We start from the raw sequence: 24979 nt of genomic DNA, 5'->3' as shown, positions 1-24979 counted from the left end.
AAAAAACTTCAAGTACTAGCGCAGCTCTTTTAAATAATTGAACACTGTCGCTCGGCTTAAACCAATTACATTAGCAATATATTCAGCTGCATTTTTTTTATGGAATGCGCCTTGCTCAAATAAAGTCGCAACAAGCTCTTTTTTCTCCTCTCGCGAGAGAGTATTCAGTGTTAATTGACGCGATCGTAACCAATCATGGACAAATACATTTATTTTTTCCTGCCAGTCATCCTGAAATAATTCATCTGGCTGAGGGACTAACGACTCAGGCTTTAAAAAAAGCTGAAGCGCTTTTTGCAAGTCGTTCATTGCAGATACATCAAAATTAATACATAACAATCCAATATTTTTTTGCTCAGGTGTTTTCAGTACTACACTGATACTTTTTAACTTTCGCCCATCCCAGTTTAGTTTTTCATAGGGACCGATTACTGTTTGTTCAACATTAAACTGTGACTCATCCAGATTTGATGTTTCATTTAGCTCACGCTTTGAAAAGTTATTAGCGACATACACCACCGTGTCTGTCGCTAAACTATGAATGACCACCTCTGCATAAGGATGAAACAAAGCCGCTATTCCATCAGCGACAGCAAAGTAAGGGGCTAATAACTTTGAGTGATCATTATTCGTCTTTTGTTTTTTCATCAGTCTAACCAACAATTGCTCTTACTATTGACCATATATACTATTAAGTCTATATTAGATAGTAAAGTATAATTTTTATTCGATCGTATTTGCAGCAACAAGGGTTAAGTATGGACGTTATAGAACTTAATGAGATACAAGCAGCTTTCTCCCCCGAAGCAGCTCTAAAAAACATTAAAGATGGATTTATTGCTTATTCACAGCAAAAAGTGAATGTACCTCCAGTGGGCTACCTTGGCTTTCAGGAACCTCCTGGGGACTGTCATATTAAGTATGGCTATATCAATGACTCGCCTTATTTCGTCATTAAGGTGGCTACTGGTTTTTTTAAAAATCATCTTGTCAATTTGCCCACCAGCGACGGTTTAATGCTGGTTATGTCATCCCAGACAGGACAACCACTTGCCCTCCTACAAGATAAAGGCTGGCTCACTGATACACGAACCGCCATTGCAGGTGCTTTAGCCGCTATACATTTAGCCCCGCAAAACATTCAGCAAATTGGTTTAATCGGGTGCGGTATTCAGGCAAGGCATCAGCTGCAGTGGCTAAGCTATGCAACTACCTGCAAAAAAGTCAGTGTTTGGAGTCCATCCCTACACCACTGTGAGAAATTTGCTGACGAAATGGCTGAGTTTGGCTTTCAGGTTTTACCCTCCAAGCAACCAGAGCAGACTATTAGTGAAAGTCAGTTAATCGTGACCACTACTCCCAGTAGAGAACCTATTGTTAAAACAGAATGGGTGCAGCCAGGAACCCATATCACCGCAGTTGGAGCTGATGCTGAAGGTAAACAAGAACTTGCAACGTCGCTTGTTGCAGCAGCCGATATATTAGTGGTTGATAGTAAAGATCAGTGTTGTGATCATGGGGAGACAGCACATGCCTTCCAATCTGGCCTGCTAGATAACAAGACAATCGTTGCGCTAGGCGATGTACTTAATAACCCTTGTGTAGTGGAACGCTCTTCTACAGCAATATCTATTTGCGATTTAACAGGGGTTGCCGTACAAGACATAGCCATTGCAACGACTGTTTACGAGGCAATAAAAAATAAAAGTTCGCAACCCGAATAAATACCCCTGTTACGAATGATTTTAAGTGGCAGAAGAGATAAATACAGGGTAACGTCTACCGAACAGTTTGCCGCAAGGATGCGGCAAACAAGCCTCAAGGGAAGAATTTACGGTATGCAACCTTTTTACAAAGGATAGTATGAATGCAGTTTATGCATAATGACATGGTTGTCATATAGTAGAACAATGCAGGAGCCATTGCCGAGGAGCAATTAACTATGACTACAGTCACTTATTTCTGCTAGCGATTAGCAGAGTAGGGATCATCTGCTACCAAGTAAGCAAGCAAGTCACTGCGTTTAGGATGCTGATTTATCCAGTCACGAGTCAGTTTTAATTTTTGATAATCATCATCACCAAACTGCTCTTTATAAAGCTGCTCAAAAACTTCTTTAGCATTGGCTTCTCTTATTTTTCGTTGCCAGGGATCGGTAAAAATAGCATTAAGATTTCCTGCCAGCCCTGCTTTTTTTAATAAATCCCACTCACCTTTATCTAACCAAATGCCGTGTACATCAGGACTCAAATCCAGCCGATGATCTGTATCTTTTGAAATACGATACTTCACCATCAACTTTCCTGTTTGAGGGCAGGTCATGGCACGTTTAGAGTCTTCAGCTTCGACTTCAATTGTTGCCTGTTCAAACTGGTAATCTGGATTTGCCTCTTTCCACCGTAAATAATCTTTCAATAATACCCAGTTGCCACCACAGTGATCACACGTATGGCAAGGAAACAGCATATCCAAATAACCTGGCGTCAATGAACCTTGACGACAGCTGGTACATTTCAACATAGCGCACTCCTAATGCCGTCCAGCAGATGCATTTATTATTAGCAAAAATGCACCTAATACGCAATTATTTAGATATACCCAATACGAATGGTTTTTAGGTGCGGTCATCAAGTGACGAATCCCCATGAGCCTATATTAATAGGTGATTGGGGTGAGGAGTGAAGATAACAAAACCTAGAAATCATTCGTGAAGGGTATAGCTGCTTCTTTCATGTGTTTTGTTTTATAAACCCGCTTGCTGTAATCGGTTGGCATGTTGCCGATAAATACTTATCGGGTTTGTGTTAAAAAAGCCATACATCCCCATCACCTGATTAATTTCATCAAGGTGGTTAAGTTTGTAATCATCGCGAATAACTTTTCCTAAATGCATGTTACAACTACTCACCAATCCATCATGTTTTGGTGTATTTGCATCACCATGCTTACCAAACATTAATGCTGTACCCAACATAATATAATCAGAAGGATCTACAGGATTAGTATAGGATTTATTACCACCCCATGAGTAATAATGCACTCCATTAACAACAGCTTCCCCTTCCCCACATGGCGCTATAGGTAATGCTGCACTGTACTTTTCATTAAATGATTGCATATTTTCAGTACTCAAGGCCGTCAACATATTAGCAATATTTTGACCTTTTCCTGAAGGATTATCAGCAACAGCATTATCTACCAGTGTAATTGCTCCATTAGTGATAAGCTGTCCTACAAATTTTGTTACTTTGCCTAATAAAGGCTGTTTTTCATCTAGCTTTTTAAAAACATCCAGAACCTTATCCGCAAAGATACTGCCATTGATAGGTGTGCCTATTGCGGTTACTGATTTCACCAAATCTGGACGTACCGCTGCAACATAACGAATAGTATTGCCACCTTGTGCATGCCCCATTAAATTAAAACCTGTTGCACCATTAATGGCCTGCCAATTTTCTAGCTGTTCAATTAATTGTTCACCACGCGCTTCATCAGATTCAAGTGCACTTAGGTTTGCAGTGAAAACCGTAGCGCCACTGCGTCGAAGTGACTGAGCAATGCCATAAAAATACTCAACACCTTCAATTGATTTAAACCCCATTGCACCATGAACAAGCACAATAGGATGCGCTGTTTTAGTGTAATTTTCCTGTACTGTTGGCTCAGTTAATTGATTGACAAACTTAACCCAGTTTAACCATCCAGCATTTGCTGCACTTGATGCTGCCAAAGCAACACCAACAGCTACCGCTGATAATGCTTTTTTCATTAATGATCTCCTCTTTATAAACAACAAACCGCTGCAGCGAAAATCCTTTGTGATGTTCCTTCGCGAATAAACGTACTTTTTATAAAAATGACTAAGGTAAGTTTATATTTTCAATTGCAGCAACACGCCTTCGTTCATGATGGCTAAATTGATCATTAAGCAGTTGATTAATTGCCTGCTGTTGATCAGGTGTAGATAATCCCGAACGCTCTATTTCTGCCTTCATCGTCCTAAATGTTGAAAGCCGGGATTTCCACTGTTCTCTTTTTTTATCCAGTGCTGCAAGCCTTTGTGCAGCTTCATCACCTAATAGCTCACTTCTTGCCTGATAACGATCTACTTCAGATATGTATTGCTGATTAATATCACTCAGCTGACTCATAACTTGCTCAGGTGCTACTATAAACCTGACTTGTGTAGGCATCTCATCTAATATACGATTATATTCAGCTTGTTTTTGTGCAACCGAAAGCGAATCATTTTGTGCTATCTTAATTTTTTCTAGTTGATACTGGTCATATTCTTCCTGTAGACCAAAAAAAGCATCCGCAACATCCATTCCTAATTTATCACGTCTTAACTGATATAAATGTTCAAAATGAGTCTGTAATTGTTCTACATTGTTCTGCGAATAGCCTTGCTGTAAGTTATCTGATATTTCCTGTGCATTTTCATTTAAATGCAGATTAGCGTACTGCTCTTGATAGTTGGACAATTCGACACGGTAGCTAATATAGTCATTCAGTAAACTGAGTCCTTCCTCTTTTGCTGGAGAAGGTAAGTTTTCAGTTAAATAATGCTGAAGTTTAACAATAAGTTCTTCCGTAGGGACTTCTCCAGCAGCAGATAAAAAATAGTCAAATAAATCTTTTGTTTGTTGTTCTACAATCAGATGACCTGCTTCATCTATTTTTAGTCGCCCATCAATTCGAGTGCCTTGCCAAGATGCAGGTAATATCTCTTTTACTACTGTCGTATTACTGCTGTTATTTCCATTCACAGCGAGGTATTCATGTTCTTTTTTATTACTCGAGAGTTCTTTATCAGCAGACACCATCACTTCTTGTTGAGTTGTCAAACCCGATTTAGCTTGTGGTAAAGAATGTTGTCCTTTTTGCAAAGTAGTAATGCTCGCATATGCAATAATAACAACAGGAGGAAGAATATAGTACCAAGCACGTTTCATAGTGACATTCCATGTAGTGACAGAAAATATTCCCATCTTGACAGACAGTTAGGATGCATTATGACTATTATCAAGTATCAAATATCAAGTGGCGTAAATACAGCTTACTTTTCTTAATTTATAAGCTATATGCCGTATGATTTATTAAATTCTATTAAATAGCTTTTTTATTTGGAACAAAATATACACAAATATATGTGACAAAGCTCATACTTTTAACATTTATAAACATGAAGCATGACTCAATAAAACGGCAACAGCCTTATCAAATATAAGCATTTGCTAAAACGGAGTACCTGACAAGAGATCTTCCCTTACTCATGACCATAATCAACAGCTACTTATCTGACTTGTATTAGAATCGCTGAAAAATGTAAGTTTTGCTGTCAAAAAGACCAGGTATATACCCAAATAAAAGGTATACACTATACCTATAGCGAAGGGTATAGCGATAAGCAAACCTCGGTAAGTTTAAAGGTAGCTCAATGAAAGACTCCATATCTTGTACAAAGCTAGAAGTGTGTGTTGACTCGGTTGATGGTGCACTCATTGCCGCATCTGCAGGTGCAGACCGGTTAGAGTTGTGTGGCGAATTAAGCTGTGGAGGGCTAACCCCTTCAATAGGCTTGATCTACAATATTAGAGACAAAATTAATCTTCCGATCAATGTTATGCTTCGCCCTCGCGCTGGAGATTTCTGCTACTCAGACGAAGAGTTCGCGGTAATGAAAGCCGACCTGCTTGCAATTAAACATGCTTTTCCAACGTTGGGTGGTTTCGTTACAGGTATCTTAACACCAGAAGGCAAACTTGATTATGATCGCTTACATAGCCTCATAGCCCTTGCTCATCCTTTATCAATTACTCTACATCGCGCATTTGACATGACAAAAGACCCCGCTCAATCACTAGAAGTTTGTTTAAAGCTGGGTGTTGAACGAATTTTAACCGCAGGATTCCAGCATCATGCCATTGATGGAGTCAGTGTCTTACAAGATCTTATCAAACAAGCTCAAGAGCAATTGATTATCATGCCAGGGAGTGGACTAAGAGCGAGCAATCTTCAATCATTTCTTGAAACCGTACCAGCTCAAGAAATTCACATGTCAGCAAGAAAGCGTGTTGCTTCAAATATGCGGCATCAGAATCCTAACATTCATATGGGTACCAATGGAGATAGTGATGAGTTTGGTTACTATTTACCTGATGCAGAAGAAATAAAAGCAGCAAAGGCAATCATAAGCAAAACACAAGGGGTATAAAACCCCTTCATAGCAGACATCGGACCAGCGTAAACGTAGAGACATATATTTGCCTTTTGGCAACAGCTCGACGGGTGCGCCCCAACCTTTGTCTTGCCAGGTCAAAATATCACTATAAATACTTATGGGTAGTAGGAAGCTTACAATGTTACAAAGTTGCAATAAGGAAGCTTCACATGCATGAGTTGGCTCGTGATAGCGCACAGAAAAAAATAAGAAGGAGGGTCAGGAATCACCGATCAATATTGAGGTATGGTGTCTCTATAAGATTAAAAACAACAAATGAGCGGCATGCATTAAAATGTGTATTGGGCAACATTAAAGATTGATTATCACTTTTATCAATGCCACTGATTTGCTTTTCAACACACTTTCCTTTTATAGAAATCTTTTTCCATGTTGAAGGATCATTATAATTTGGAAGTTCAATGCTTAATATTTGTTCAACAATGCTCGAATCAAAAGCGTAGATCCACTTTTCACGACCATATTTATTAAGAAATGGGGCTGGGCAAGCTGCATTTTTACCATGTTTTTGTTCGTGCAGTTTCACTGCCTTTTTATCCAGATACATCAACCTAATTAAGGTACCCCCGTACTCAATGGGATCTTCAATATATTGGGAAAAAACAGCCACACCTTCAACCTTAGACATATCCTTATTTAATTTATACTGATAATTATAATCTTTATTTTCAACAGAGTAGTTTTCTCCTGATATAACAATATCAAGCTCTTTATCGCCAAAATTTTGATAAATTAAGTATACTAACACTAACAAACATATTATACTCATTAAAGCTTTCATACTCTCACCACAACCCTGCCAACTTATCAAACAATTAATAATGCAATTAATCCAAAAATATAAATAACCCAGTAAAGAACACCTTCACTAAAATGGTCTAACAACCAGAAATATAATGATGACAAAGCAAAGTATATTAGAATAACTAACAGCATATCAAATAGATTATTTTCAACAAACAGTGCAAAAATAACTATGACAAAGGTATAGATAGCTGAGCACACAAAAGGTTTTTTAATAGACGACAGTAAATTAGTCAGTGCTATTATGAGTATTATTTCTATAATCATACTAAAGTACCTATCAAGTCTATTAGATACACTACCCAATTAAGAAAACTATTTTTTTATAGAACACCTGTTCACATAAAGCTTCTCAACTCTTTTATGGTCTACCAATTAATGGTTAAGCGTACAAACAAAATTAATAAACGTCCACTATCAACTGAAGATCTGGCAAAGTTTTACTTTCAACTAAGTAGACTTGAAGAGTCTGGTATCTCTGTTGAACAAGCTTTCAAACTCTTCATTACAAACAAAGGGGAACTTTCAAAAAGATCAAGCATTGCTCTATCAGAAATAAAGAAAGGGCAACCACTTTCAAAAGCAGGCAAAAAAGCTGGGCTAATTTCAAATAAAGATGCTTATATTATTGAGGTTGCAGAGTCTGGCGGAGTCCAAAATATAATTTATCGAGAGTTAGCAACAGTATACCAGGATAGACTAAAAAATATAAAACAAATAAAAAGCCGTTTAGCGCTTCCGCTCTTTATTGTAATCTGCGCTGTATTCATAAAAAATTTCCCTGACTTCTTTCTAGGAAGAATATCATTTTTTGAATATTTGTTTGATAACATCGCCAATCTCCTTATTTTATTTCTTTCAATTTATACGGCTTTTAAGCTTCCAGACTGGGTTAGGAACGGTCCTTTGAGCTTTCTTCAGCAAGGATGGGATATTATAACGACAAGAACACCTTACATAAGTGACTGGTATATACGATCAAACATTCGAGATTTTATTCAGTCGTTAGGTTTATTAACTCGTGCAGGATTACCTATTTTAGAAGCTATTCCAAAATCATATAATATTTTGGATAATAAGTTATTAAAGAACCAGTTAAAGGAGATTGATACAAATTTACAAAAAGGAGATTCTTTTTCTCAAGCACTATCCACAATAAGCATAATAAACCCTGAAATAAAGCAAATTATTTCTACTGGTGAGTATTCCGGCGACTTATCAGGAGCATTATTACATTGTGCTAAGAGTGAAGCTGAAAACATAGCCATACATACCAACACAATGGTTGACTGGATACCTAGAATAGTATATTTCACAGTTATTTGTTGGATTGCATATGGAATAATACAGGGCGGACCTCCAATTGGGTATATTGAATCACCTTAAAAAGCCCATAGCTTTTACATTAAGTATTTAATACCTAATGTAAAACCAGGGTCTAGTATTTGCCTGTGATTAACCCATCAAAATATTGATCGTACGTACCATTTTCTTTAATCTTGGATAGTCCTTTATTGAAAATTTTTAATAAGCGCTGGGAATCCTTCCGACTTTTAGGGAATAATAGGTGAGCAGTATTTTCTACGAGAGGTTTTTTATTAAATGTAATGGTTTGAGCAATAACTGGGCTAAACTTCGTATTGAGAATTAAAAAGCCGGTTATTGACGAAACAACAACTGCATCTAAACGACCTCTAAGCATCATTTTGAAACTAGCTTCGTCATCATTATTAATGATAATATCCAACATTTTACTTTCATGAGCCTGCCAAAATTCTTTGGTATATGTATAGCTTCGTGTTGCTCCAATTCGGAGTCCTTTTAAATCAACTAACTCCGTCCATTCAGGAAATGGGATAGTTTTTTCATGAAAAAACACGTAAGACTCCGTATGCATTGCATCACTACAATAAAATGTTTTTTGAGTTTTTTCTTTACAAGCCCAATAAGAAAGGGCAGCAAACTGTCCATTTTCAGTGTCATTATAGCTCCTTGCCCACGGTAAAAAGTTATAATAAACCATATAGCCTTGGCTCTTGAAGGCTTCTGTAATGATATGATTAACAAAGCCATTTCCTTTAATTGCTTCAGATGTCCAAGGTGGATACTCTCCAGTAGCAATAATTATATTTTTGTTGTCCGCACTGATTGAAACAGATATGGTTAAGCAGCTAGTAGCTAACAAAATACCGATTAAAGCTATTGATTTCATTTTGCTGGCCTTATGCAATAACATTCGATCAATAATAATATTTAAATTCTATTTCAACTATAGGGTAACTATAGCCATCAATGTAAAGAAAAGATTTTTCATATTCTTGATTGCTTTAATAGAGAATTCTTAATAGTTGTTAAATATGGTTACTGGCAAAGCTTAATAACAATTTTATTACCAAGCAAAGGGGCTATAATAATAGCCATTAACAGTACGTAACTTAAATACAACATGAAAACCTAATGGTTCTCGAAGAACATATCAATCGTAGCTACATTCAGCAAATTTTTAGCAAAGGATCTGATAATGACAAGCCACTGGCTTCGTAAAAAAACCAGCTTAGCTATCGTTATAACAGTTGGCTTTTTGATTGCATTTTTTATAACTCAAAAAGATCAAACATTAAAAAGAGATGAAAGCCATAAGCCTCAGAAACTGGCTGAATATATCGTTGCCAAAACAATACCAGTAAAAGGCAGGGCAATTGGTTATGGAGAGGTTAACCCAGAAATAACTTTGGATGCCAATGCACAAGTTGAAGGAAAAATCATTTTCATTAGCCCAGAGTTAAAAAAAGGTGCAAGCGTTAGTAAAGGAACTGTACTGATTAAAATTGATCCCTCAGACTATCAGTTATCACTGGCCAAAGCAGAAGCAAATCTGGCTATTTATCATGCAGAACGCGATAAATTAATAACCGATAAAAAAAACACCCAGTCACTGTTTACCATCGCAGAGCAAAACTACACATTAGGTTTAAAAGCCCTTGAGCGAAAGCGTAAATTACTCAAGCAAAAAAGCATTTCTCAATCACAGGTCGAAGAAGAAGAACAATCACTCCTCAAACTACTAGAAAATAAGCAAACGCTCGAAAACACATTAAAGACTTTACCAGCGCAAATTAAGGTAACAGAAGCGCAAATAATTCAAGCACAACAAGATATTGAGCAACAGAAAAATAACTTAACGCGCACCGTTATTACTATTCCCTTTGATGGTCGAATCAGTCAAGTTTATGTAGAGCAAGATCAGTTTATCAGCCGTGGTAGCAAACTATTCACAGCAACCAATATAGGTCGAGTTGAAATAAATGCTGAACTTCCAATTACCCATGCCCGCGTTTTACTGATAGGTATTGAGAAAATAAAATTTTCAGGTGGAATACCATCAACTCAAGATGTTCTCAAAAAACTTGGCTTAAAAGCAAAAGTAAGACTAGTAGGAGCATTTAAGGACGTTCATTGGGCAGGAAAAGCGGTTCGCTTAGGTGAGTCTATTAATCAAACCAGTAGAACAGTTTCTATTATTGTGGGTGTTGATGACTCCTACCAGAAAGTGATTCCTGGTAAACGTCCACCACTGCTTAAAGGAATGTATACCGAAGTGGAATTCATAGCTCCTGCTAGAGAGCGCCTGATAATCCCTCGTACTGCTATCCATCAGAATAAGGTATATATCGTAGGAGAGAATAACCGCTTAACCATTAAACTGGTAATCATTGCCTACCATATTGGCGAACTTAGCGTTATCGAACAAGGTATTGTTGATGGCGACAAAGTCATTACTACAGACTTAATACCTGCCGTCGATGGTATGGTTTTACAGCCAACAGCAAATAGCACGTTAGAAAAAAAAGTTGCTGCACTCGCGAATGCAGAGACCGCATTCAAATAATGCAGCATCATATGTCTTATAAGTTTGTCAATAATACACGCTCAATATATTGTATAAGAGGGATACATGATTAGGTATTTTGCAGAACACCCTACCGCCAGCAATATATTGATGATACTTTTGCTGGTTTCTGGGTTACTGACTATTTCTAATATGGAAAAAGAAACCTTCCCCACGATCGAAAAATATGAAGTACAAGTGAGTGTCGCCTATCCAGGCGCAGATGCCAAGGAAATAGAAGAAAGTATCTGTCTACCCCTTGAAGATGCCACAGACACAATTAGTTTTGTGGAAGAAACGCGATGTGAAGCTACAGATAGTGTGGGTAGCTTTGTATTAAAGATGACAGAAAATGGAAACTTTGAAGACTTTGTTCAGGATATTCGTGATGCCGTTGATGCAATCAATACGCTACCACAAGAATCTGAGTCGCCTATCATCGAAGAGCTTAATCAAACCAGCGATGTGGTCAGTATTGCTGTCAGTGCCAATATTGATAAAACCCAGTTAAAACAGCTTGCCGAAACACTCAAGTCAAAGCTCGTTGAAAACCCTATGATACCCAAAGTATCTATTGAGGGTTTTTCGCAACGCATACTCAAAGTAGCGATAGCAGAAGAGAATTTACGTAAATACGGAATGAGCATTCAGGATGTCGCTGGAGCTATCAGCAACCAGTCCGTCGATTTGCCTGCAGGTGAATTAAATACAGATAATCGCTATTACCAAATCAAGTTTTTTGATCAACGAAAAACACCTGATGAATTGAGTAAGCTCATCATATCCAGCAGTGCCTCTGGTGCTGAAGTGACTTTAGGTGAACTAGCCACTATAACAGACACGTTTGAGACTAAAGAAGAAGCTATTGAGTTTAATGGAAGACCAGCAGCCATCTTAAAGATCTCAAAAAATAAGCGTGATGACAGTTTAAGTATTTATGATGCTGTAAAAGCGTTTGTTGCTACAGAAAATCAAACCCTTCCCGATGGTATTGAACTGATTATTACCAATGACTTTGCTTCCATAATAAAAGATCGGATTCAGCTTGTGCTCACAAACAGCTGGCAAGGTATCATTCTGGTAGTCTTATCATTATTTTTATTTTTTAATTTTCGATACACCTTTTGGGTCGCCATGGGATTACCGGTTGCCTTTATGGGTAGCTTTATGTTTATTCATGCGCTGGATGTTTCAATTAACATGATCTCAATGGTTGGTTTATTAATTGCCATTGGTATTTTAATGGATGATGCCATCGTCATTTCTGAGAGTATCGCAGCAGAATATAAACGTGGTCTTCCGCCACTGGATGCTGCCATTGAAGGAACTAAAAAAGTTGCCCGAGGTATTCTTTCTTCTTTTATTACAACTATTTTGATCTTTGGTGGTCTTTTATTTCTTAAAGGTGATATTGGGCAAGTACTTAAAGTCTTACCCATTGTCTTGATTACAGTTATTTCAGTTAGCCTGATAGAAGCATTTATAATTTTGCCGAATCACTTGGTTTATGCCATCCAAAAAGACCACGACAAAACGACAGCTACTTTTCATTGGAAAGAAAAATTTAATCGCTTATTTGAACGTTTGAAAGGAAAAGTCGAGTCTCTTGCAAAATGCTCCATTGAATATCGTTACCTCACTATTGGGCTGACTTTTGCGTGCTTAATCATCACACTATCTCTTGTTCCTGCTGGATTTGTAAAATTTAAAGCCTTTCCAGAAATTGATGGCAATAATATTGATGCCAAAATTCTTTTACCCCAGGGAACACCTTTAGCCCGAACAGAGGAAGTTGTCTCTCAAGTCATTGCCGGCTTAAAGACGGTAGACAATCAACTTAGCGAACAGGAAATCGCACCTTTAGTGCAAAACTATAGTATTAAATATAACGAAAACAGTGTTGCTGATGAATCAGGCAGTCATGTGGCAACCATTAGTGTTGATTTACTTTCTGTAGAGTTACGTAAAACCACCATTAATGAGGTCGCTGCCAAGTGGGAAGAAAATGTTGGTGCTTTTCCCGATGCAATCTCTGTCATGTTCAAGAGTCCCACGACAGGACCCGGAGGACAAGCAATACAAATTCGTTTGCAAGGTAATGATTTAAGCGACTTATCATCAGCATCTTATGCCTTGCAAACATGGCTAGGAGCTTATGAAGGCGTAAGTGGTATTCGTGATGATTTAAGACCTGGCATGCCACAGATCCATATCAAAATGCAGGAGGGTACGCTCGCCAAAGGCATCAATGCTAGCATGATTGCTCAACAACTCAGGGGGGCTTATCAAGGCACAAATGTCGCAAGCATCCAATATGGTGATGAAGATTACGAAGTTCATGTCATGCTAGATGACACCTCAAAAAATACACTCACTGACTTTGACTACATGTCTATTATACATCCAACAACGGATGAAGCAGTTCCTCTAAGCTCTATTGCTCAAATAGACTATTCCCGTGAATATGCCAAAATAAATCGTATCAATAAAAAAAGAACCGTTACAGTCTATGGCGAAGTGGATGATAAACTAGCGAATACTGCTCAAATCTTAATAGATACACAAAAGAATTTTTTCCCAAAATTAAAAGCCGCTTATCCACACTTAGAAATTGGCCTTGAAGGTCAAATGAAAAACAGCAAAACTACAGGCAATTCATTCGCTACTATTTTCACTATGGGTATATTAGGGATTTTCTGCTTATTAAGTTTTCAGTTTAAAAACTATCTAGAACCTATCATCGTTTTATTAGCCATTCCCCTTTCCCTCATTGGTGTTATTTGGGGGCACATCTTACTTGGGCTTGATTTATCCATGCCCAGCGTGATGGGGTTTGTTTCATTAGCGGGCATTGTCGTAAATAACTCAATACTACTAGTAGAGTTTGTAAAATTACATGCAAAAACGGGTGTTTCCATTCACGAGGCAGCCAGTAATGCTACACGAGATCGATTCAGAGCTATTTTTCTGACAACATTAACGACCACGATGGGCATGATTCCATTACTGTTTGAAACAAGTATGCAGGCCCAAATCCTGACACCCCTGGTGACCAGTATTGTTTTTGGCTTACTGGCTTCAACCATACTAGTGTTAATAGTCCTACCCGCATTTTATATGATTTTGGAAGATTTTGGGGTAACGTCTATTGAGCCTGAAACAACCGTAGAGTAATAGAGAAAGTATTAAAAATCAGTACTAAAGGGCACCTCTGAAAATGCACTTTTTTAGCGTACCCTAAAGAAAATTTTGTCTTATCTGGCTGGCGACTAGTGAAGCAATATTATTTAGATCTGGCATACCACTGCTATTAAATAGTTCTTCACAAGTAAAAACATATCGAACCGTTTTATTATCAGTAGATTCATCATTCAAAAATAGCTTACAAGACTCACTATCTGATATAAATTTTCGGAAAATAACAGAAACCCCACGACACCCATCTTGCCGCATAAGCAAAAAGATACAATCCAAACGTCCGCTCATATTTGTCGGCATTCTAAATTTATAAGCCATCTGCATCCCACCACGGGGATTGTTGTCATTAACCGGAATATAAAGACTACTCAATAGTTCCATTTGCAAATAAAATTCACAAGCGCGTATTATATAATTAATTGGCTCCACCGCCATAACCGGTAAGTGCAACACCATAACAGGATCTAGCGCTAAAGGAATATCCGCTTGAAAATACAAACACCAGCCTTCATTTTGCCCACTTAAACGACAGTTCTCTGGCAATCGAAAAGAAAAGTCAAATGCTGTTTCATCATGAGGCCTGATTTCAAAGTGATTAGCAATGGTCATCTCATCACGACGTTTTCGTAAAGCGCGACGCTGAAATACACCATTTTCTGGCTTTATATCCACCCAGTATTCTTGCAAAGTAAGATTAAGCTGCTGCGCCTTTTGCAGGTGTGCCCCCCCTTTCACCATGACTTTGCCATTAACAGTTTCACCCTGGCAATAAACCTGCTTGTCAGTTTTTAATAAAACCTGCACTCCAGCTATCATTCCTGAGCATGATTGTCCATCAAGTAAAAGCGCCATGAATGAAATACCTGAATAATTTTCTAATGTGTTAGTACACCCACAACCAAGGGTATACTTTCTTCAAAATATACCCTTCACGAATGACTTCTAGGTTTTGTTATCTTCACTCCTCACCCCAATCACCTATTAATATAGGCTCATGGGACTTCGTCACTCAATGGCCGCACCTAAAAACCATTCGTATTGGGTATAACAACGCACTTATTATCGACTGTTCAAAAAATTCTAATATTAATTGTTACTTAGTAAAGAGTAGATGAGCACTTTCTAGTGCTCAAATAGGAGTATCATGTTTTAGCAATATCTTTTAAGACAGGCATCAGGGCTTCTTGCCATGAATATTGTTTGTCACCGAAAACCAAAAATGGAGGATTCAATAAAGATTCTCGTGTATTGTAAGTTAATGGCTGAAAATTAAAATCAACAATACTGCCACCAGCTACCTCAATAATAGCCTGCGCTGCTGCGGTATCCCATTCACTGGTAGGTGTAAGGCGAGGATAAAAATCGGCTTTACCTTCTGCGACTAAACAAAATTTTAAAGCACTGCCAAGGTGGGAAATATTAATTGCGGGAAGAATTTCTGCTAAGTGTGATAACAATGGGCTTAGTCGTTCTCCCATATGACTTCGACTGGCAACTATATTTACAACATCAACCCGGTGTAGTGAATTCACTTGAATAGGTTTTACCTCACCAGCAGCCGACTCCCAAAATGCCCCAACCTGATCAGAGGCATAATATATTTCATTAGTAACAGGTACAAAAATAACGCCCAAAACAGGACGGTTATTTTCAATTAACGCAATATTAATGGTGAATTCACCATTACGATTAATAAACTCTTTAGTGCCATCAAGGGGATCGACCAACCAAAACGTTGACCATTTATGGCGTGTGCTAAAGGGAACTTCTGCCGACTCTTCTGACAGCACAGGAATTTCTGGCGTTAGTTGCTGTAGGCCTTCAACAATTATTTGATGAGATGCCATATCAGCTTCAGTAACAGGTGAATGGTCTAACTTTTCCCTGATACCAAAATCTTCATGCTGATAAACCTCAATGATCGCAGTACCTGCTCGCTGACATACACTTTTCAGCTCACTGATTAACTTGGACTTATCCACTACAGCTCCTGTTGTAAAATATCACGAACCAAATACAACGCAGCAATGGCTCTTGCCTCAGTAAAGTCTTCACGTTGCATGAGTTGATAAAGGTTGCGCAAATCAATAATTTCCTTTTCCATGGGTTCTGGCTCATCACCAGGCAAGGATTCAGGATAAAGTCCTTGAGCAAGAACAACACTCATCGAGTGACTCATATAGTTCGGTGACAACGTAAACTCACTGATTGTGCGCAACTGCTGGGCACCATAACCCGCCTCTTCCTTTAACTCCCTATTCGCCCCTTCATGCAATGTTTCCCCGACTTCAACAAGTCCCTTTGGTAAGGTAAGTTGATAGTTTTCAGTACCAGCTGCATATTCTTTAATCATAACCACCTGATGCTGATCAAGCATCGGCACAATCATCACGGCTTTTCGCCCAGTACCTCGATTGCCAAGACGCTCATAGATACGTTGTTCTCCATTCGCAAATGTAAGCTGCAATTGCTCCACTCTAAATAAGGCTGTTTCTGCAACAACTTCTTTACGATCAATTTTTGGCATGGACATAGGCGTTTTAATCCCTGCAGGACATGAGTTTAAGACTACGTTAAGATATACCCTTCACGAATGATTTCTAGGTTTTGTTATCTTCATTCCTCCCCCCAATCACCTATTAATATAGGCTCATGGGACTTCGTCACTCGATGGCCGTACCTAAAAACCATTCGTATTGGGTATAGAATTTACATATTCCCTGGTTTTAGATGGCCTAGGCTAAAGAGTACTCTTATTGTTTTATAACTTAAGGTGTAAGCACTCAAATACAGTGTTTGACTTCATACTACAACTGTAAGGTAACGAATGATCAATTGGCACGACATCGATACTGTCTTATTAGATATGGATGGTACACTTCTAGATCTTCATTTCGACAACCACTTTTGGCTTGAGTATATGCCCGCAAAGTATGCTGAAAAGCAAGGTATTAGTCTCGATGAAGCCAAACAGCACCTTGAACCTATTTTTGCCCAAACCAGTGGCCAGCTTCAATGGTACTGCCTCGACTACTGGGGGAAAACCCTCGATTTGGATATGGTAGCCATTAAACAAGAAATAGCTCACCTAATCACATTAAGACCCTCTGCTGAAGCATTTCTGACAGCACTTCATCAGTCAAAAAAACACGTCGTGCTTATAACCAACGCGCACCAAGACAGTTTATCCCTAAAACTTGAGCGTATCGCCCTAGCACATTATTTTGACCATATGATCACCTCTCACAAATATGGTTACCCTAAAGAGCAACCACCTTTTTGGGAACACTTGGCCAATGATATTCACTTTGATCCTAGTCACGCTCTTTTTATTGATGACAGTTTACCTATTTTGCGCTCAGCACGTGACTATGGCATTAAACATCTTTTTGCAATATCACAACCAGACAGTCGCCTACCACCAAAACCCACCGAAGAGTTTACTGGGATAGATAGCTACCTATCTTTATTACCCATAGACGACTAATGAAAGCTAAGCGACGATCATAAACTCTCAAAATGCAGGTAGCGAAACGTTGAGCAAGCAAACAAATCCAACCTCAGATAAATTACGACTTGATAAGTGGCTATGGGCAGCTCGTTTTTTTAAAACCCGCGCTCTTGCCAAAGCAGCGATAGAAGGAGGCAAAGTTCACTACAACGGAAGCCGCACTAAACCCAGCAGGGAGCCAGTGGTTGGCGATACACTGACGATTCGTCAAGGCTGGGATGATAAAACAGTCGTCATTACCGCACTATCACAACAACGACGGGGTGCCAGTGAAGCTCAGCAGCTTTATACTGAAACAGAAGAGAGCATCCAGCAAAGGGAAAAGCGGGCTTTAGAGCGCAAAGCCAATAGTGCCAGTCAAATTGCTCCTGACTCACGCCCCACTAAAAAGCAACGCCGCGATATTCGAAAGCTTAAAGATCATAATGCTTAGCTAAAATAAGTGCTTAGCAAAATGAGTGTGATATTAAAGTACTCAATATCTTGAAGACAAACAGGACTTGTCTTCTTTATGTGAGTTGTTATTGCTACTCATCTTCTTTTTCAGGGATTCTTTGCCAAATAGCCAGTAGCTCTTCAGCTGTTTCGTGAGCAGCTTCTATCATAGGCGCATGACCCACCTTTGGCAGAATTATCATACTGACATCTTCAAGATAGCGATGAAAATGGGGAGCCATCGCTTCAGGCAGCACACGATCCTCCTTGCCCCATAAGACAAGTGTTGGCATTTTTAACTGATTAAGGTATTCAGCTGCCCGTTTCTCTTGATAAAAAGCCTCTGTTGACGACTTTAAATCTTTGAAAATTTTTCTGTTAAGCTCTGCCTGCCCTATCTGCTCTAGCTCCATCGCATGAACAATAATACTGGGAATTTCAGGCGGTTTAGACATAACAAATGCAAAAAAAGCAGTCATGTCACCTGACGTCTCAACAATTAATGGGTTATTACCTTGCTTCAGCAGGCTCTCAAGCTCACTGGGCACATCCGTGATGATACCTGCAGAATTGAACAGCCCCAGGGTTAAAACTTTTGCAGAGTGTTGCGCTGAGTAAATAAAGCTAATCCATCCGCCCATCGAGTTACCCACTAAATGAAAATTGTCGAGCTTTAACTCATTAACGATATGCTCAAAAGCAGCAACTTGATTTTCAATTAAGTAATTGTCCAGATACCAGTCGGTATTACCATGCCCAGGTAAGTCAATCGCGAAATAGTGGTAACGGTCTGGCAACAGCCTGATCAGTTCCAGCCATACATCCTTGTTAGCCGCAAACCCATGAACAAAAACCACCTTTTGCCCTTCAGGATCACCACCTTCCAAGTAACTAACTCGGTTGCCTTTGACCATCACAGACTTTAATACCACACCCGCCCCATCACGGGTATAGGTTAAGGCGTTGTGATAAATCAACACCGCCAAACTATCACGAAATAAAATGCAAAAGGCGGCAACAACAGTCAAAATAATAAACGCTGCTGTAACTCGTTTAACGGGAAAAGTAGCACTCTTTTTCAAATTACTTTTTACTCTCAGCGGTTAACAGCTTAAATAACACGGGAACAACAACAATAGTGAGTACCGTTGATGACAACAAACCACCAATGATTGTCCAGCCCAGAGGCGCCCATAAGCTACTCCCTGATAATGTTAACGGTAGCAGGCCACCCACTGTTGTAAACGTTGTCAGCACAATAGGTATTAAACGTGTCTTTCCTGCTTCTAATGCCGCATTCGCAACCGATAAGCCACTGGCTCTAAGTTGGTTCGCATAATCAATAAGAATAATAGAGTTGTTCACAACAATCCCGACGAGTGAACTAAAGCCAATGAATGCCATAAAAGAAAAGCTATTTCCTGATGCAAACAAACACACTAAAACACCCACTATAGACAAAGGTATTGCCGCAAAGACAATGACAGGCTGAACAAATGACTTAAATTGCAGCACAAGCACAGCAAATATACCCAGCAAAGCAATTAAGAGTGCCTTAGTAATACCCGCAAATGACTCTTCCCGACTCTCTTCTTCCCCCCCAACCCGAAAAGAAAAATCCGTTGGCCACTCGACTGTTTGTAACTGCTCTACAATAGCAGAGGTCACATTAACTACCTGAAACCCTCTTGCCACATCGGCTGTAACGAGAGCCGTTCGTTCTAAGTCATAGTGATGAAAGCTGGCTTGCCCTGGAGTGAAATTGAGTTGTGCAACCTGACGTAAAGGAATGGACTGACCATTAACCGATGCCACCGTAATTCTCTCAAAGTCATCTAAGGTTGGTTTATTGCTATCCGCTAAACGCGCAATGATTGAGTACTCATCACCTAACTCATCCCTGAACGTCCCTACAGATGAGCCTGACAGTGCTGTTCTAATGGTTTTATCTATTCGAACAATTGGAACCCCTAGCAAGCCAGCTTTATCTCGGTTAATAGCAACATTGAGATCTGTTTTATATTCACCAGTAGGATTTCGCACATTAATGACACCAGGCGTACTTCGCATAATATCAGCAACCGCATTTGCCATTTTTTTCAGGGTGGGAATATGATCACCCACCACCCAGATAGCGACTGGAGCATCCAATGGCGGTCCCTGTTCAAATTCTTTTACGGCAATTTCTGCTCCCGGAATTTCCACTACCTGCTGACGCAGTGAGCTAACAAAGTCGGGCAAACTCTCTTGCATATCAGGTGATAGCTGAACAAACAATTGAGCGTGATTGGGTTGCTCCCGCTTAGGCTCCACATTGTAATAAACTTTTGGATTGCCTCGCCCAACGTTGGTGGTAACACTCTTCACACCATCTTGTTGCGCTAATAACTGTTCAACCTGATGTGCGATGTCACCTGTGGTATCGAAGCTGGTGTCCTCAGGCGTATCAATATTAATCATCAGCTGAGGCTTTTCAGCTTTTGGAAACAGGCTAACCCCTACTTTGGGAAATAACCACAGACTACTGGACAGTATCAACACCACACTCAGCAAAACCCATACTGGATGCTGAAGACTCAAACGCAAAAAAGGAACATAGCAGCGATGAGTAAAACTGGAAAACCATAAAGCAATCCTCGTTTCAGCTGATTCTGGGGAGCAATCATTTGCGCTAGAGGAAGACTGATCAGCACCATGCACTAGCTGATCAGCATTGCCAGATGCCCCTGAACCAGTTCTTTTTTTCAACATTTTGCTAGACAGCCAGGGTGTGAAGGTCAGAGCAATAATCAGTGAAGCCAACAAAGTTAAAATAACCGTTACAGGTAAAGAGCGAATAAAGCGACCTGTTCCACCTTCCAGCATCAGCATTGGAATAAAAGCTAGTACTGTCGTAATTGTGCCACTGGCCACAGCCCACCCCATCTGCCCTGCTCCTTCGATGGCAGCTTGCAGAGGCGTTTTTCCTTGTCGATATAAGCGAGTAATGTTTTCAGTGATGACAATGGCATTATCAACCAATAAACCCAATGCAATCACCAAGCCTGCAATCGTTATCTGTTGCAGCCCAAATCCGTTAAGATCAACCCAGCCAATAGCCACCAACATGGAACAGGGAATGGCCAGTACAATCACCAGACTTTGCTTTAATCCAATCACCGCTAAAACTATCAAGCCCACTAACAAAAGTCCTTGCAACAAATTGTTTTGCAGCAATGACAGCATTTGCTCAACACTTGCCGTTTGATCAAACACAACATCTATTTTTACTGTTTTTGGCAGTGTTTTTTGAAAAGTGGTTAGGATTTCTATTAAGCCTCGTTGAACATTAAAAATATTGGTATTTTCACGCTGTTTTACCGAAACGATAACGGATCGCTTTCCATTATGGGTGATCGCGTGTGTTGGGTCATCATCAGCAAAGTGCACTTCAGCTACATCACTGACAAAAACAACATGCTTTTCCGTTCCCCGAACAATCGTCTTCTGAATGGCCTCCAGTGACTTGAAATCACCACTGGTTCTTACTGTAAACCGTGCCTGACCAGCATCAACATGTCCTGCTGGGATATTAACGCTGGCAGCTTCCAGTGCACTCAGTAACGTATCCAGCGAAATATCCCACTGTCGCATTTTTTCTAGATCAGCACGCACCTGAATTTGCTGGCTGGGTATACCCCATACATCAGCCTGCTTAACACCAGAGACCTTTTCAAACTTTAACTCTAAGCGTTCTGCAATCCTTCTTAACTCTCGAAATGAGGCCTGCTCTGAGGTTAATGCTGCCAGGAAGATATTGACGTTAGTCGGCGAGGCTTTCAGCACCTCTAAACGCAACAAATCATCAGGTAACTCCTCCCTGGCCTGATACATGGCTTGCACAACGTCATCATAATAGTCATCAGGATCCTCTATGTCGTGGAACTCAATCTGTGTAGTTACTACACCATCTGTAATAGTCGTCTTAAGCTTTTTTACATCATCAAGTGCATAAAGCGCATCTTCAATGGGGTCAACAACGAGCTGTTCCATATCCAGAGGGGCTGTACCAGGGTAAACAGCGATAATGGTGGATATCGGTAAGGTAATTTGTGGGTCTTCAGAACGTGGCATCGTCACCATTGATACCACCCCCAATATCACCAGTAGTAACAAAATCATCAAAGTAAACTGATGGTTTACTACGGCAAACTGCGGTAACTTCATGCCTCCATTTAATTTCATACCAACCTCTACTCCCCAGCAAGACGCACATGCATTCCATTTTCTAAATACTTAGCGCCCAGGGTGACAACCTGTTGCACACCATCCAGCCCTTTTTTAATGGCCAGCTCTCCTCCCAGCATGGCTGAGATATCTACCCAGTGCTGTTGAACTTGGTGCGTTTGCTCATCAAAAGCAAAAACCATCGCTTTATTGTTGTTTGCGGTGACCATGGCAGCAACGGGAATAAACGCAAGCGGCTTGGTGGTATGTGGATAAATATCCATTCGCCCTATCAACCCGGACTTGAGCACTACAGATGGCTTGTCTAACTCAACCTTTACGTTAAAAGTACCTGACTTTGAATCTGCTACAGCAGCAATTTGACTCACTCGGCCTGAAAAACCTTTCTCTGGGTAAGCATCAAAAAGGACTTTGGCTTTATCTCCGATACTCACTTTCACCACATCCCTGTCAGCCAAACCCACTTCCATCACCCACTGATCTCTGCCTAGTGCAACAAGAAAAGCTGGCTTACCCGCACTGATTAACTCATGCGGCTCAAGCAGCCGCTGTAATACCCGACCTGGCTGAGTTGCCTTGATCACCGAATGGCGTTGATTAAACCGAGCAATTCGCAGATCAGCTTCTGCAAGCCGTAATGCGGTTTGTGCATCCTGCAACTGCTGTAAAGAAATGGCTTTCTGCTGATATAAACGGTTAAGACGTTGTAAATCTCTTTTAGCTTTAACTACGTTAGATTCCGCAGAGCTGACTTGAGCATTGACTTCTTCCTTGTCTAATACGGCTAATAAATCCCCAGTATTAAAGGTATCCCCCTCATCAACATACACAGCCTTTACCAGTCCACTGGTTTTAAATGCCAGTCGAGTTTCTGCTGCATAACTCAAACGCCCAGCCGTTCTAATCGGTAACAAACGGATTTCACGTTTAACATTGGCAGTTTCCACAACACGAGTAGGCTGCTGAAGCGTCTTTGGCAGATCTCTTTGCAGGCTGTTATCCGCATAAACCTGAGGCCAGGCACAGCCTAACAGCATAGCCCACAACACCGCGCCCAACCGCGAAATACGCTGTGGACAATGTAATCTTGAACGTTTCATACCTAAGCCTGCTGAGTTGTCGAGAATAAAAACGGATGTTGCAGTAACCAGTACTTGAGGTTGTACTGAATAAAACGATGTTGACACCGCTAACATATAACCCAAGAATGTTTTCACTGTCAACATTGATTTTTTTATATGCTGACCAGTACTGACAGTCATTCACAGGCTTTCTAGACTTATTCTTTGAGAAACGTTTTTGTATTAGCGCCTAATTAAGGGCACCTCTAAAAATGCACTCTTTTCGAAATAGCTGTGTCAGTGCTGTGAATTTTTCCACTCAGACCATGACTTCAAGTGTCAGGATGCCTATAATTCGCCCCCTCACTAAACGAGCTGAGCAATACTGTTATGAGTGAAAATGATCAAATTCAACGCTTTCTTTTTGAGCAGACTGATATCCGAGGCGAGATAGTTTCTCTTGAACAGAGTTATCAACAAGCTCTGGCAGCCCATAACTACCCAGAGCCAATCAGACAGTTACTCGGTGAATTGATCTCCGCAGCCATCTTGTTAAGCACAACGTTAAAATTCGCTGGAGTGATGACTTTGCAGGCCAAAAGCAGTGGCCCTATTCGCTTACTGATGGTGGACTGCAATGAAAAGCATGAATTTAGAGCATTAGCACGCTGGGAGGGTGATATTCGGCAAATGGATCTGCAGAGCTTACTACCTGCAGGGCACCTAGTGATTACCATAGACCCGGAACAAGGCAAGCGTTATCAAGGCATCGTACCCCTCAATGGTGATACGCTCAGTGAGTGTTTTAGTGTCTACTTTGCCCAGTCAGAGCAGTTACCCACCCAAATGTGGCTATTTGCAAACCATGAGCATGCAACAGGGCTATTACTTCAGGCACTGCCAGCGACCCAGGAAACAGACCCTCAGCAACGAGAACTTAAATGGGAGCACATAACAACGCTGGCCAAAACCGTAAAACCTGAAGAGTTGTTAACACTAGACCCCCATATTGTGCTGCACCGACTATTTCACGAAGAAACTGTCCGCTTGTTTCCTGCTGAGCCTGTAGCATTTCACTGTAATTGCACTCGGGAAAAAACATCCGTCGCATTGCGCTCAATCGGACGAGAAGAGGCTGAAAGTGTGCTAGAAGAGCAAGGGGAGTTAGTGCTTAATTGTCAGTTCTGTAATCAAGCGTATCACTATAATGCTACAGATATAGCCCAACTTTTTGATAACGACGAAAACACTTCATCCTCGCCACTTCACTAACACCACCTCCACGATGCAGGTTAATACTTGCATCGTGAATATCCCCACTTTAAAAAGCAAAATACTCTCACTAAGCTGTACACCTATGTACAGGACAAAACTTTCAGGGAGTGCCGAAATACTGCCAGGTTAACACTTCCTTCTACTAGTACCCTGTGTAAGTAATCAAGCCCTAGACGAAATAAACTTTTCGGTTTTCGGCCATGCTTTTTAAGCTTCAGTGGCTTAAGACTATTTTGCCATATACCCAATTTGAATGACCATGCTAATGCCAAAGCACAAACAAAAAATAGCTTTTCGAGACGATCTAGTTCCTGTAAATGCGTGCTTTCTAAGTC

The 24979-nt window shown here is 40.1% G+C and carries 20 protein-coding genes and 1 pseudogene; 8 read left to right on the top strand and 13 right to left on the bottom strand.

What is annotated here, in order from left to right; genetic code table 11:
* Positions 1-15: 15 nt before the first annotated feature.
* Complete coding sequence (locus F607_RS0112310; RefSeq protein ID WP_027708333.1) at positions 16-648, bottom strand: helix-turn-helix transcriptional regulator; 633 nt, start codon at positions 646-648, stop codon at positions 16-18.
* Between the two features lie 110 nt (positions 649-758).
* Between F607_RS0112310 and F607_RS0112305 the strand changes: the two genes are divergently transcribed.
* Positions 759-1724, top strand: coding sequence for a Rossmann-fold NAD(P)-binding domain-containing protein (locus F607_RS0112305; protein ID WP_027708332.1), 966 nt, complete (start codon positions 759-761; stop codon positions 1722-1724).
* A gap of 241 nt (positions 1725-1965) precedes the next feature.
* Here F607_RS0112305 and F607_RS0112300 read toward each other — a convergent pair whose 3' ends face one another.
* From F607_RS0112300 to F607_RS0112290, 3 genes are all read right to left on the bottom strand, one after another.
* Positions 1966-2520: a zf-TFIIB domain-containing protein gene (locus F607_RS0112300; protein ID WP_230400400.1), complete on the bottom strand. Its 555-nt coding sequence runs from the start codon at positions 2518-2520 to the stop codon at positions 1966-1968.
* Between the two features lie 223 nt (positions 2521-2743).
* Complete coding sequence (locus F607_RS0112295; protein WP_027708330.1) at positions 2744-3769, bottom strand: esterase/lipase family protein; 1026 nt, start codon at positions 3767-3769, stop codon at positions 2744-2746.
* Positions 3770-3860: 91 nt separating this feature from the next.
* The gene (locus tag F607_RS0112290) at positions 3861-4955 is read right to left on the bottom strand and encodes a lipase secretion chaperone (RefSeq protein WP_027708329.1); all 1095 of its coding nucleotides are present in this window, start codon (positions 4953-4955) and stop codon (positions 3861-3863) included.
* Between the two features lie 485 nt (positions 4956-5440).
* Here F607_RS0112290 and F607_RS0112285 point away from each other — a divergent pair, with 485 nt between their 5' ends.
* Positions 5441-6217, top strand: a complete 777-nt coding sequence (locus tag F607_RS0112285) for a copper homeostasis protein CutC (RefSeq protein ID WP_027708328.1) — start codon at positions 5441-5443, stop codon at positions 6215-6217.
* Positions 6218-6449: 232 nt separating this feature from the next.
* Here F607_RS0112285 and F607_RS0112280 read toward each other — a convergent pair whose 3' ends face one another.
* Positions 6450-7025 (bottom strand): hypothetical protein, encoded by a 576-nt coding sequence (locus F607_RS0112280; RefSeq protein WP_027708327.1) that lies wholly within the window; start codon positions 7023-7025, stop codon positions 6450-6452.
* A gap of 401 nt (positions 7026-7426) precedes the next feature.
* Here F607_RS0112280 and F607_RS0112270 point away from each other — a divergent pair, with 401 nt between their 5' ends.
* Positions 7427-8434, top strand: coding sequence for a type II secretion system F family protein (locus F607_RS0112270; RefSeq protein WP_169719789.1), 1008 nt, complete (start codon positions 7427-7429; stop codon positions 8432-8434).
* 52 nt (positions 8435-8486) lie between these two features.
* Here the strand turns inward: F607_RS0112270 and F607_RS0112265 are convergent, their stop codons facing one another.
* Complete coding sequence (locus tag F607_RS0112265; protein WP_051311408.1) at positions 8487-9260, bottom strand: substrate-binding periplasmic protein; 774 nt, start codon at positions 9258-9260, stop codon at positions 8487-8489.
* 309 nt (positions 9261-9569) lie between these two features.
* Here F607_RS0112265 and F607_RS29455 point away from each other — a divergent pair, with 309 nt between their 5' ends.
* Both F607_RS29455 and F607_RS0112255 read left to right on the top strand, forming a co-directional pair.
* Entirely contained in the window at positions 9570-10937 is a 1368-nt protein-coding gene (locus F607_RS29455) for an efflux RND transporter periplasmic adaptor subunit (protein WP_051311406.1), read from the top strand.
* 66 nt (positions 10938-11003) lie between these two features.
* Positions 11004-14111, top strand: a complete 3108-nt coding sequence (locus F607_RS0112255; protein ID WP_027708323.1) for an efflux RND transporter permease subunit — start codon at positions 11004-11006, stop codon at positions 14109-14111.
* Between the two features lie 63 nt (positions 14112-14174).
* On the opposite strand, the gene F607_RS0112250 is transcribed toward F607_RS0112255, so the two are convergent.
* The 3 genes from F607_RS0112250 to nudE all read right to left on the bottom strand — a co-directional run bounded on the left by F607_RS0112250 (position 14175) and on the right by nudE (position 16668).
* The gene (locus tag F607_RS0112250) at positions 14175-14987 is read right to left on the bottom strand and encodes a sporulation protein (protein WP_027708322.1); all 813 of its coding nucleotides are present in this window, start codon (positions 14985-14987) and stop codon (positions 14175-14177) included.
* Positions 14988-15277: 290 nt separating this feature from the next.
* A complete protein-coding gene (gene cysQ, locus F607_RS29450) occupies positions 15278-16117 on the bottom strand; it encodes a 3'(2'),5'-bisphosphate nucleotidase CysQ (protein ID WP_038291179.1) in 840 nt (279 codons plus the stop codon).
* Positions 16117-16668, bottom strand: coding sequence for an ADP compounds hydrolase NudE (gene nudE, locus F607_RS0112240; RefSeq protein WP_027708321.1), 552 nt, complete (start codon positions 16666-16668; stop codon positions 16117-16119). Before nudE ends, cysQ begins: the two co-directional genes overlap by 1 nt.
* Before the next feature lie 294 nt (positions 16669-16962).
* Here nudE and yrfG point away from each other — a divergent pair, with 294 nt between their 5' ends.
* Together yrfG and hslR are read left to right on the top strand one after the other, a co-directional pair.
* Complete coding sequence (yrfG, locus tag F607_RS0112235) at positions 16963-17622, top strand: GMP/IMP nucleotidase (RefSeq protein ID WP_027708320.1); 660 nt, start codon at positions 16963-16965, stop codon at positions 17620-17622.
* Between the two features lie 49 nt (positions 17623-17671).
* On the top strand, positions 17672-18079 hold the full coding sequence (gene hslR, locus F607_RS0112230; protein ID WP_027708319.1) for a ribosome-associated heat shock protein Hsp15: 408 nt from the start codon (positions 17672-17674) through the stop codon (positions 18077-18079).
* 94 nt (positions 18080-18173) lie between these two features.
* Here the strand turns inward: hslR and F607_RS29445 are convergent, their stop codons facing one another.
* Genes F607_RS29445 through F607_RS32810 form a run of 3 tightly spaced genes read right to left on the bottom strand, consistent with a single transcriptional unit; the run spans position 18174 to position 23570 of the window.
* Positions 18174-19163 carry an alpha/beta fold hydrolase gene (locus tag F607_RS29445; RefSeq protein WP_051311405.1) on the bottom strand — a complete coding sequence of 330 codons (990 nt, stop codon included), beginning with the start codon at positions 19161-19163 and terminating at the stop codon, positions 18174-18176.
* Position 19164: 1 nt separating this feature from the next.
* Positions 19165-22305, bottom strand: coding sequence for an efflux RND transporter permease subunit (locus F607_RS0112220; protein WP_230400399.1), 3141 nt, complete (start codon positions 22303-22305; stop codon positions 19165-19167).
* A gap of 8 nt (positions 22306-22313) precedes the next feature.
* The gene (locus tag F607_RS32810; RefSeq protein ID WP_051311403.1) at positions 22314-23570 is read right to left on the bottom strand and encodes an efflux RND transporter periplasmic adaptor subunit; all 1257 of its coding nucleotides are present in this window, start codon (positions 23568-23570) and stop codon (positions 22314-22316) included.
* A gap of 189 nt (positions 23571-23759) precedes the next feature.
* Between F607_RS32810 and hslO the strand changes: the two genes are divergently transcribed.
* The gene (gene hslO / locus F607_RS0112210; RefSeq protein WP_027708317.1) at positions 23760-24641 is read left to right on the top strand and encodes an Hsp33 family molecular chaperone HslO; all 882 of its coding nucleotides are present in this window, start codon (positions 23760-23762) and stop codon (positions 24639-24641) included.
* A gap of 83 nt (positions 24642-24724) precedes the next feature.
* Here hslO and F607_RS35125 read toward each other — a convergent pair.
* Positions 24725-24979, bottom strand: a pseudogene (locus F607_RS35125) (IS4 family transposase); the annotation flags it as partial.

It is taken from the genome of Zooshikella ganghwensis DSM 15267 (assembly GCF_000428585.1).
Taxonomy (GTDB): Bacteria; Pseudomonadota; Gammaproteobacteria; order Pseudomonadales; family Zooshikellaceae; genus Zooshikella; species Zooshikella ganghwensis.
Note: the sequence above shows the minus strand (reverse complement) of the source record. Positions and strands in the feature narration are given on the sequence as shown.

Excerpts from the sequence above, each read along its gene's own strand:
- F607_RS0112250 (WP_027708322.1), bottom strand. The coding sequence starts at position 14,987 with ATGGCGCTTTTACTTGATGGACAATCATGCTCAGGAATGATAGCTGGA.
- nudE (WP_027708321.1), bottom strand. The coding sequence starts at position 16,668 with ATGTCCATGCCAAAAATTGATCGTAAAGAAGTTGTTGCAGAAACAGCC.
- F607_RS32810 (WP_051311403.1), bottom strand. The coding sequence starts at position 23,570 with ATGACTGTCAGTACTGGTCAGCATATAAAAAAATCAATGTTGACAGTG.
- F607_RS0112265 (WP_051311408.1), bottom strand. The coding sequence starts at position 9,260 with ATGAAATCAATAGCTTTAATCGGTATTTTGTTAGCTACTAGCTGCTTA.
- F607_RS0112300 (WP_230400400.1), bottom strand. The coding sequence starts at position 2,520 with ATGTTGAAATGTACCAGCTGTCGTCAAGGTTCATTGACGCCAGGTTAT.
- F607_RS0112290 (WP_027708329.1), bottom strand. The coding sequence starts at position 4,955 with ATGAAACGTGCTTGGTACTATATTCTTCCTCCTGTTGTTATTATTGCA.
- F607_RS0112270 (WP_169719789.1), top strand. The coding sequence starts at position 7,427 with ATGGTTAAGCGTACAAACAAAATTAATAAACGTCCACTATCAACTGAA.
- F607_RS0112285 (WP_027708328.1), top strand. The coding sequence starts at position 5,441 with ATGAAAGACTCCATATCTTGTACAAAGCTAGAAGTGTGTGTTGACTCG.
- F607_RS0112295 (WP_027708330.1), bottom strand. The coding sequence starts at position 3,769 with ATGAAAAAAGCATTATCAGCGGTAGCTGTTGGTGTTGCTTTGGCAGCA.
- F607_RS0112305 (WP_027708332.1), top strand. The coding sequence starts at position 759 with ATGGACGTTATAGAACTTAATGAGATACAAGCAGCTTTCTCCCCCGAA.
- F607_RS29455 (WP_051311406.1), top strand. The coding sequence starts at position 9,570 with ATGACAAGCCACTGGCTTCGTAAAAAAACCAGCTTAGCTATCGTTATA.
- F607_RS0112280 (WP_027708327.1), bottom strand. The coding sequence starts at position 7,025 with ATGAAAGCTTTAATGAGTATAATATGTTTGTTAGTGTTAGTATACTTA.
- F607_RS0112255 (WP_027708323.1), top strand. The coding sequence starts at position 11,004 with ATGATTAGGTATTTTGCAGAACACCCTACCGCCAGCAATATATTGATG.
- F607_RS0112310 (WP_027708333.1), bottom strand. The coding sequence starts at position 648 with ATGAAAAAACAAAAGACGAATAATGATCACTCAAAGTTATTAGCCCCT.
- yrfG (WP_027708320.1), top strand. The coding sequence starts at position 16,963 with ATGATCAATTGGCACGACATCGATACTGTCTTATTAGATATGGATGGT.
- hslO (WP_027708317.1), top strand. The coding sequence starts at position 23,760 with ATGAGTGAAAATGATCAAATTCAACGCTTTCTTTTTGAGCAGACTGAT.
- F607_RS0112220 (WP_230400399.1), bottom strand. The coding sequence starts at position 22,305 with ATGAAATTAAATGGAGGCATGAAGTTACCGCAGTTTGCCGTAGTAAAC.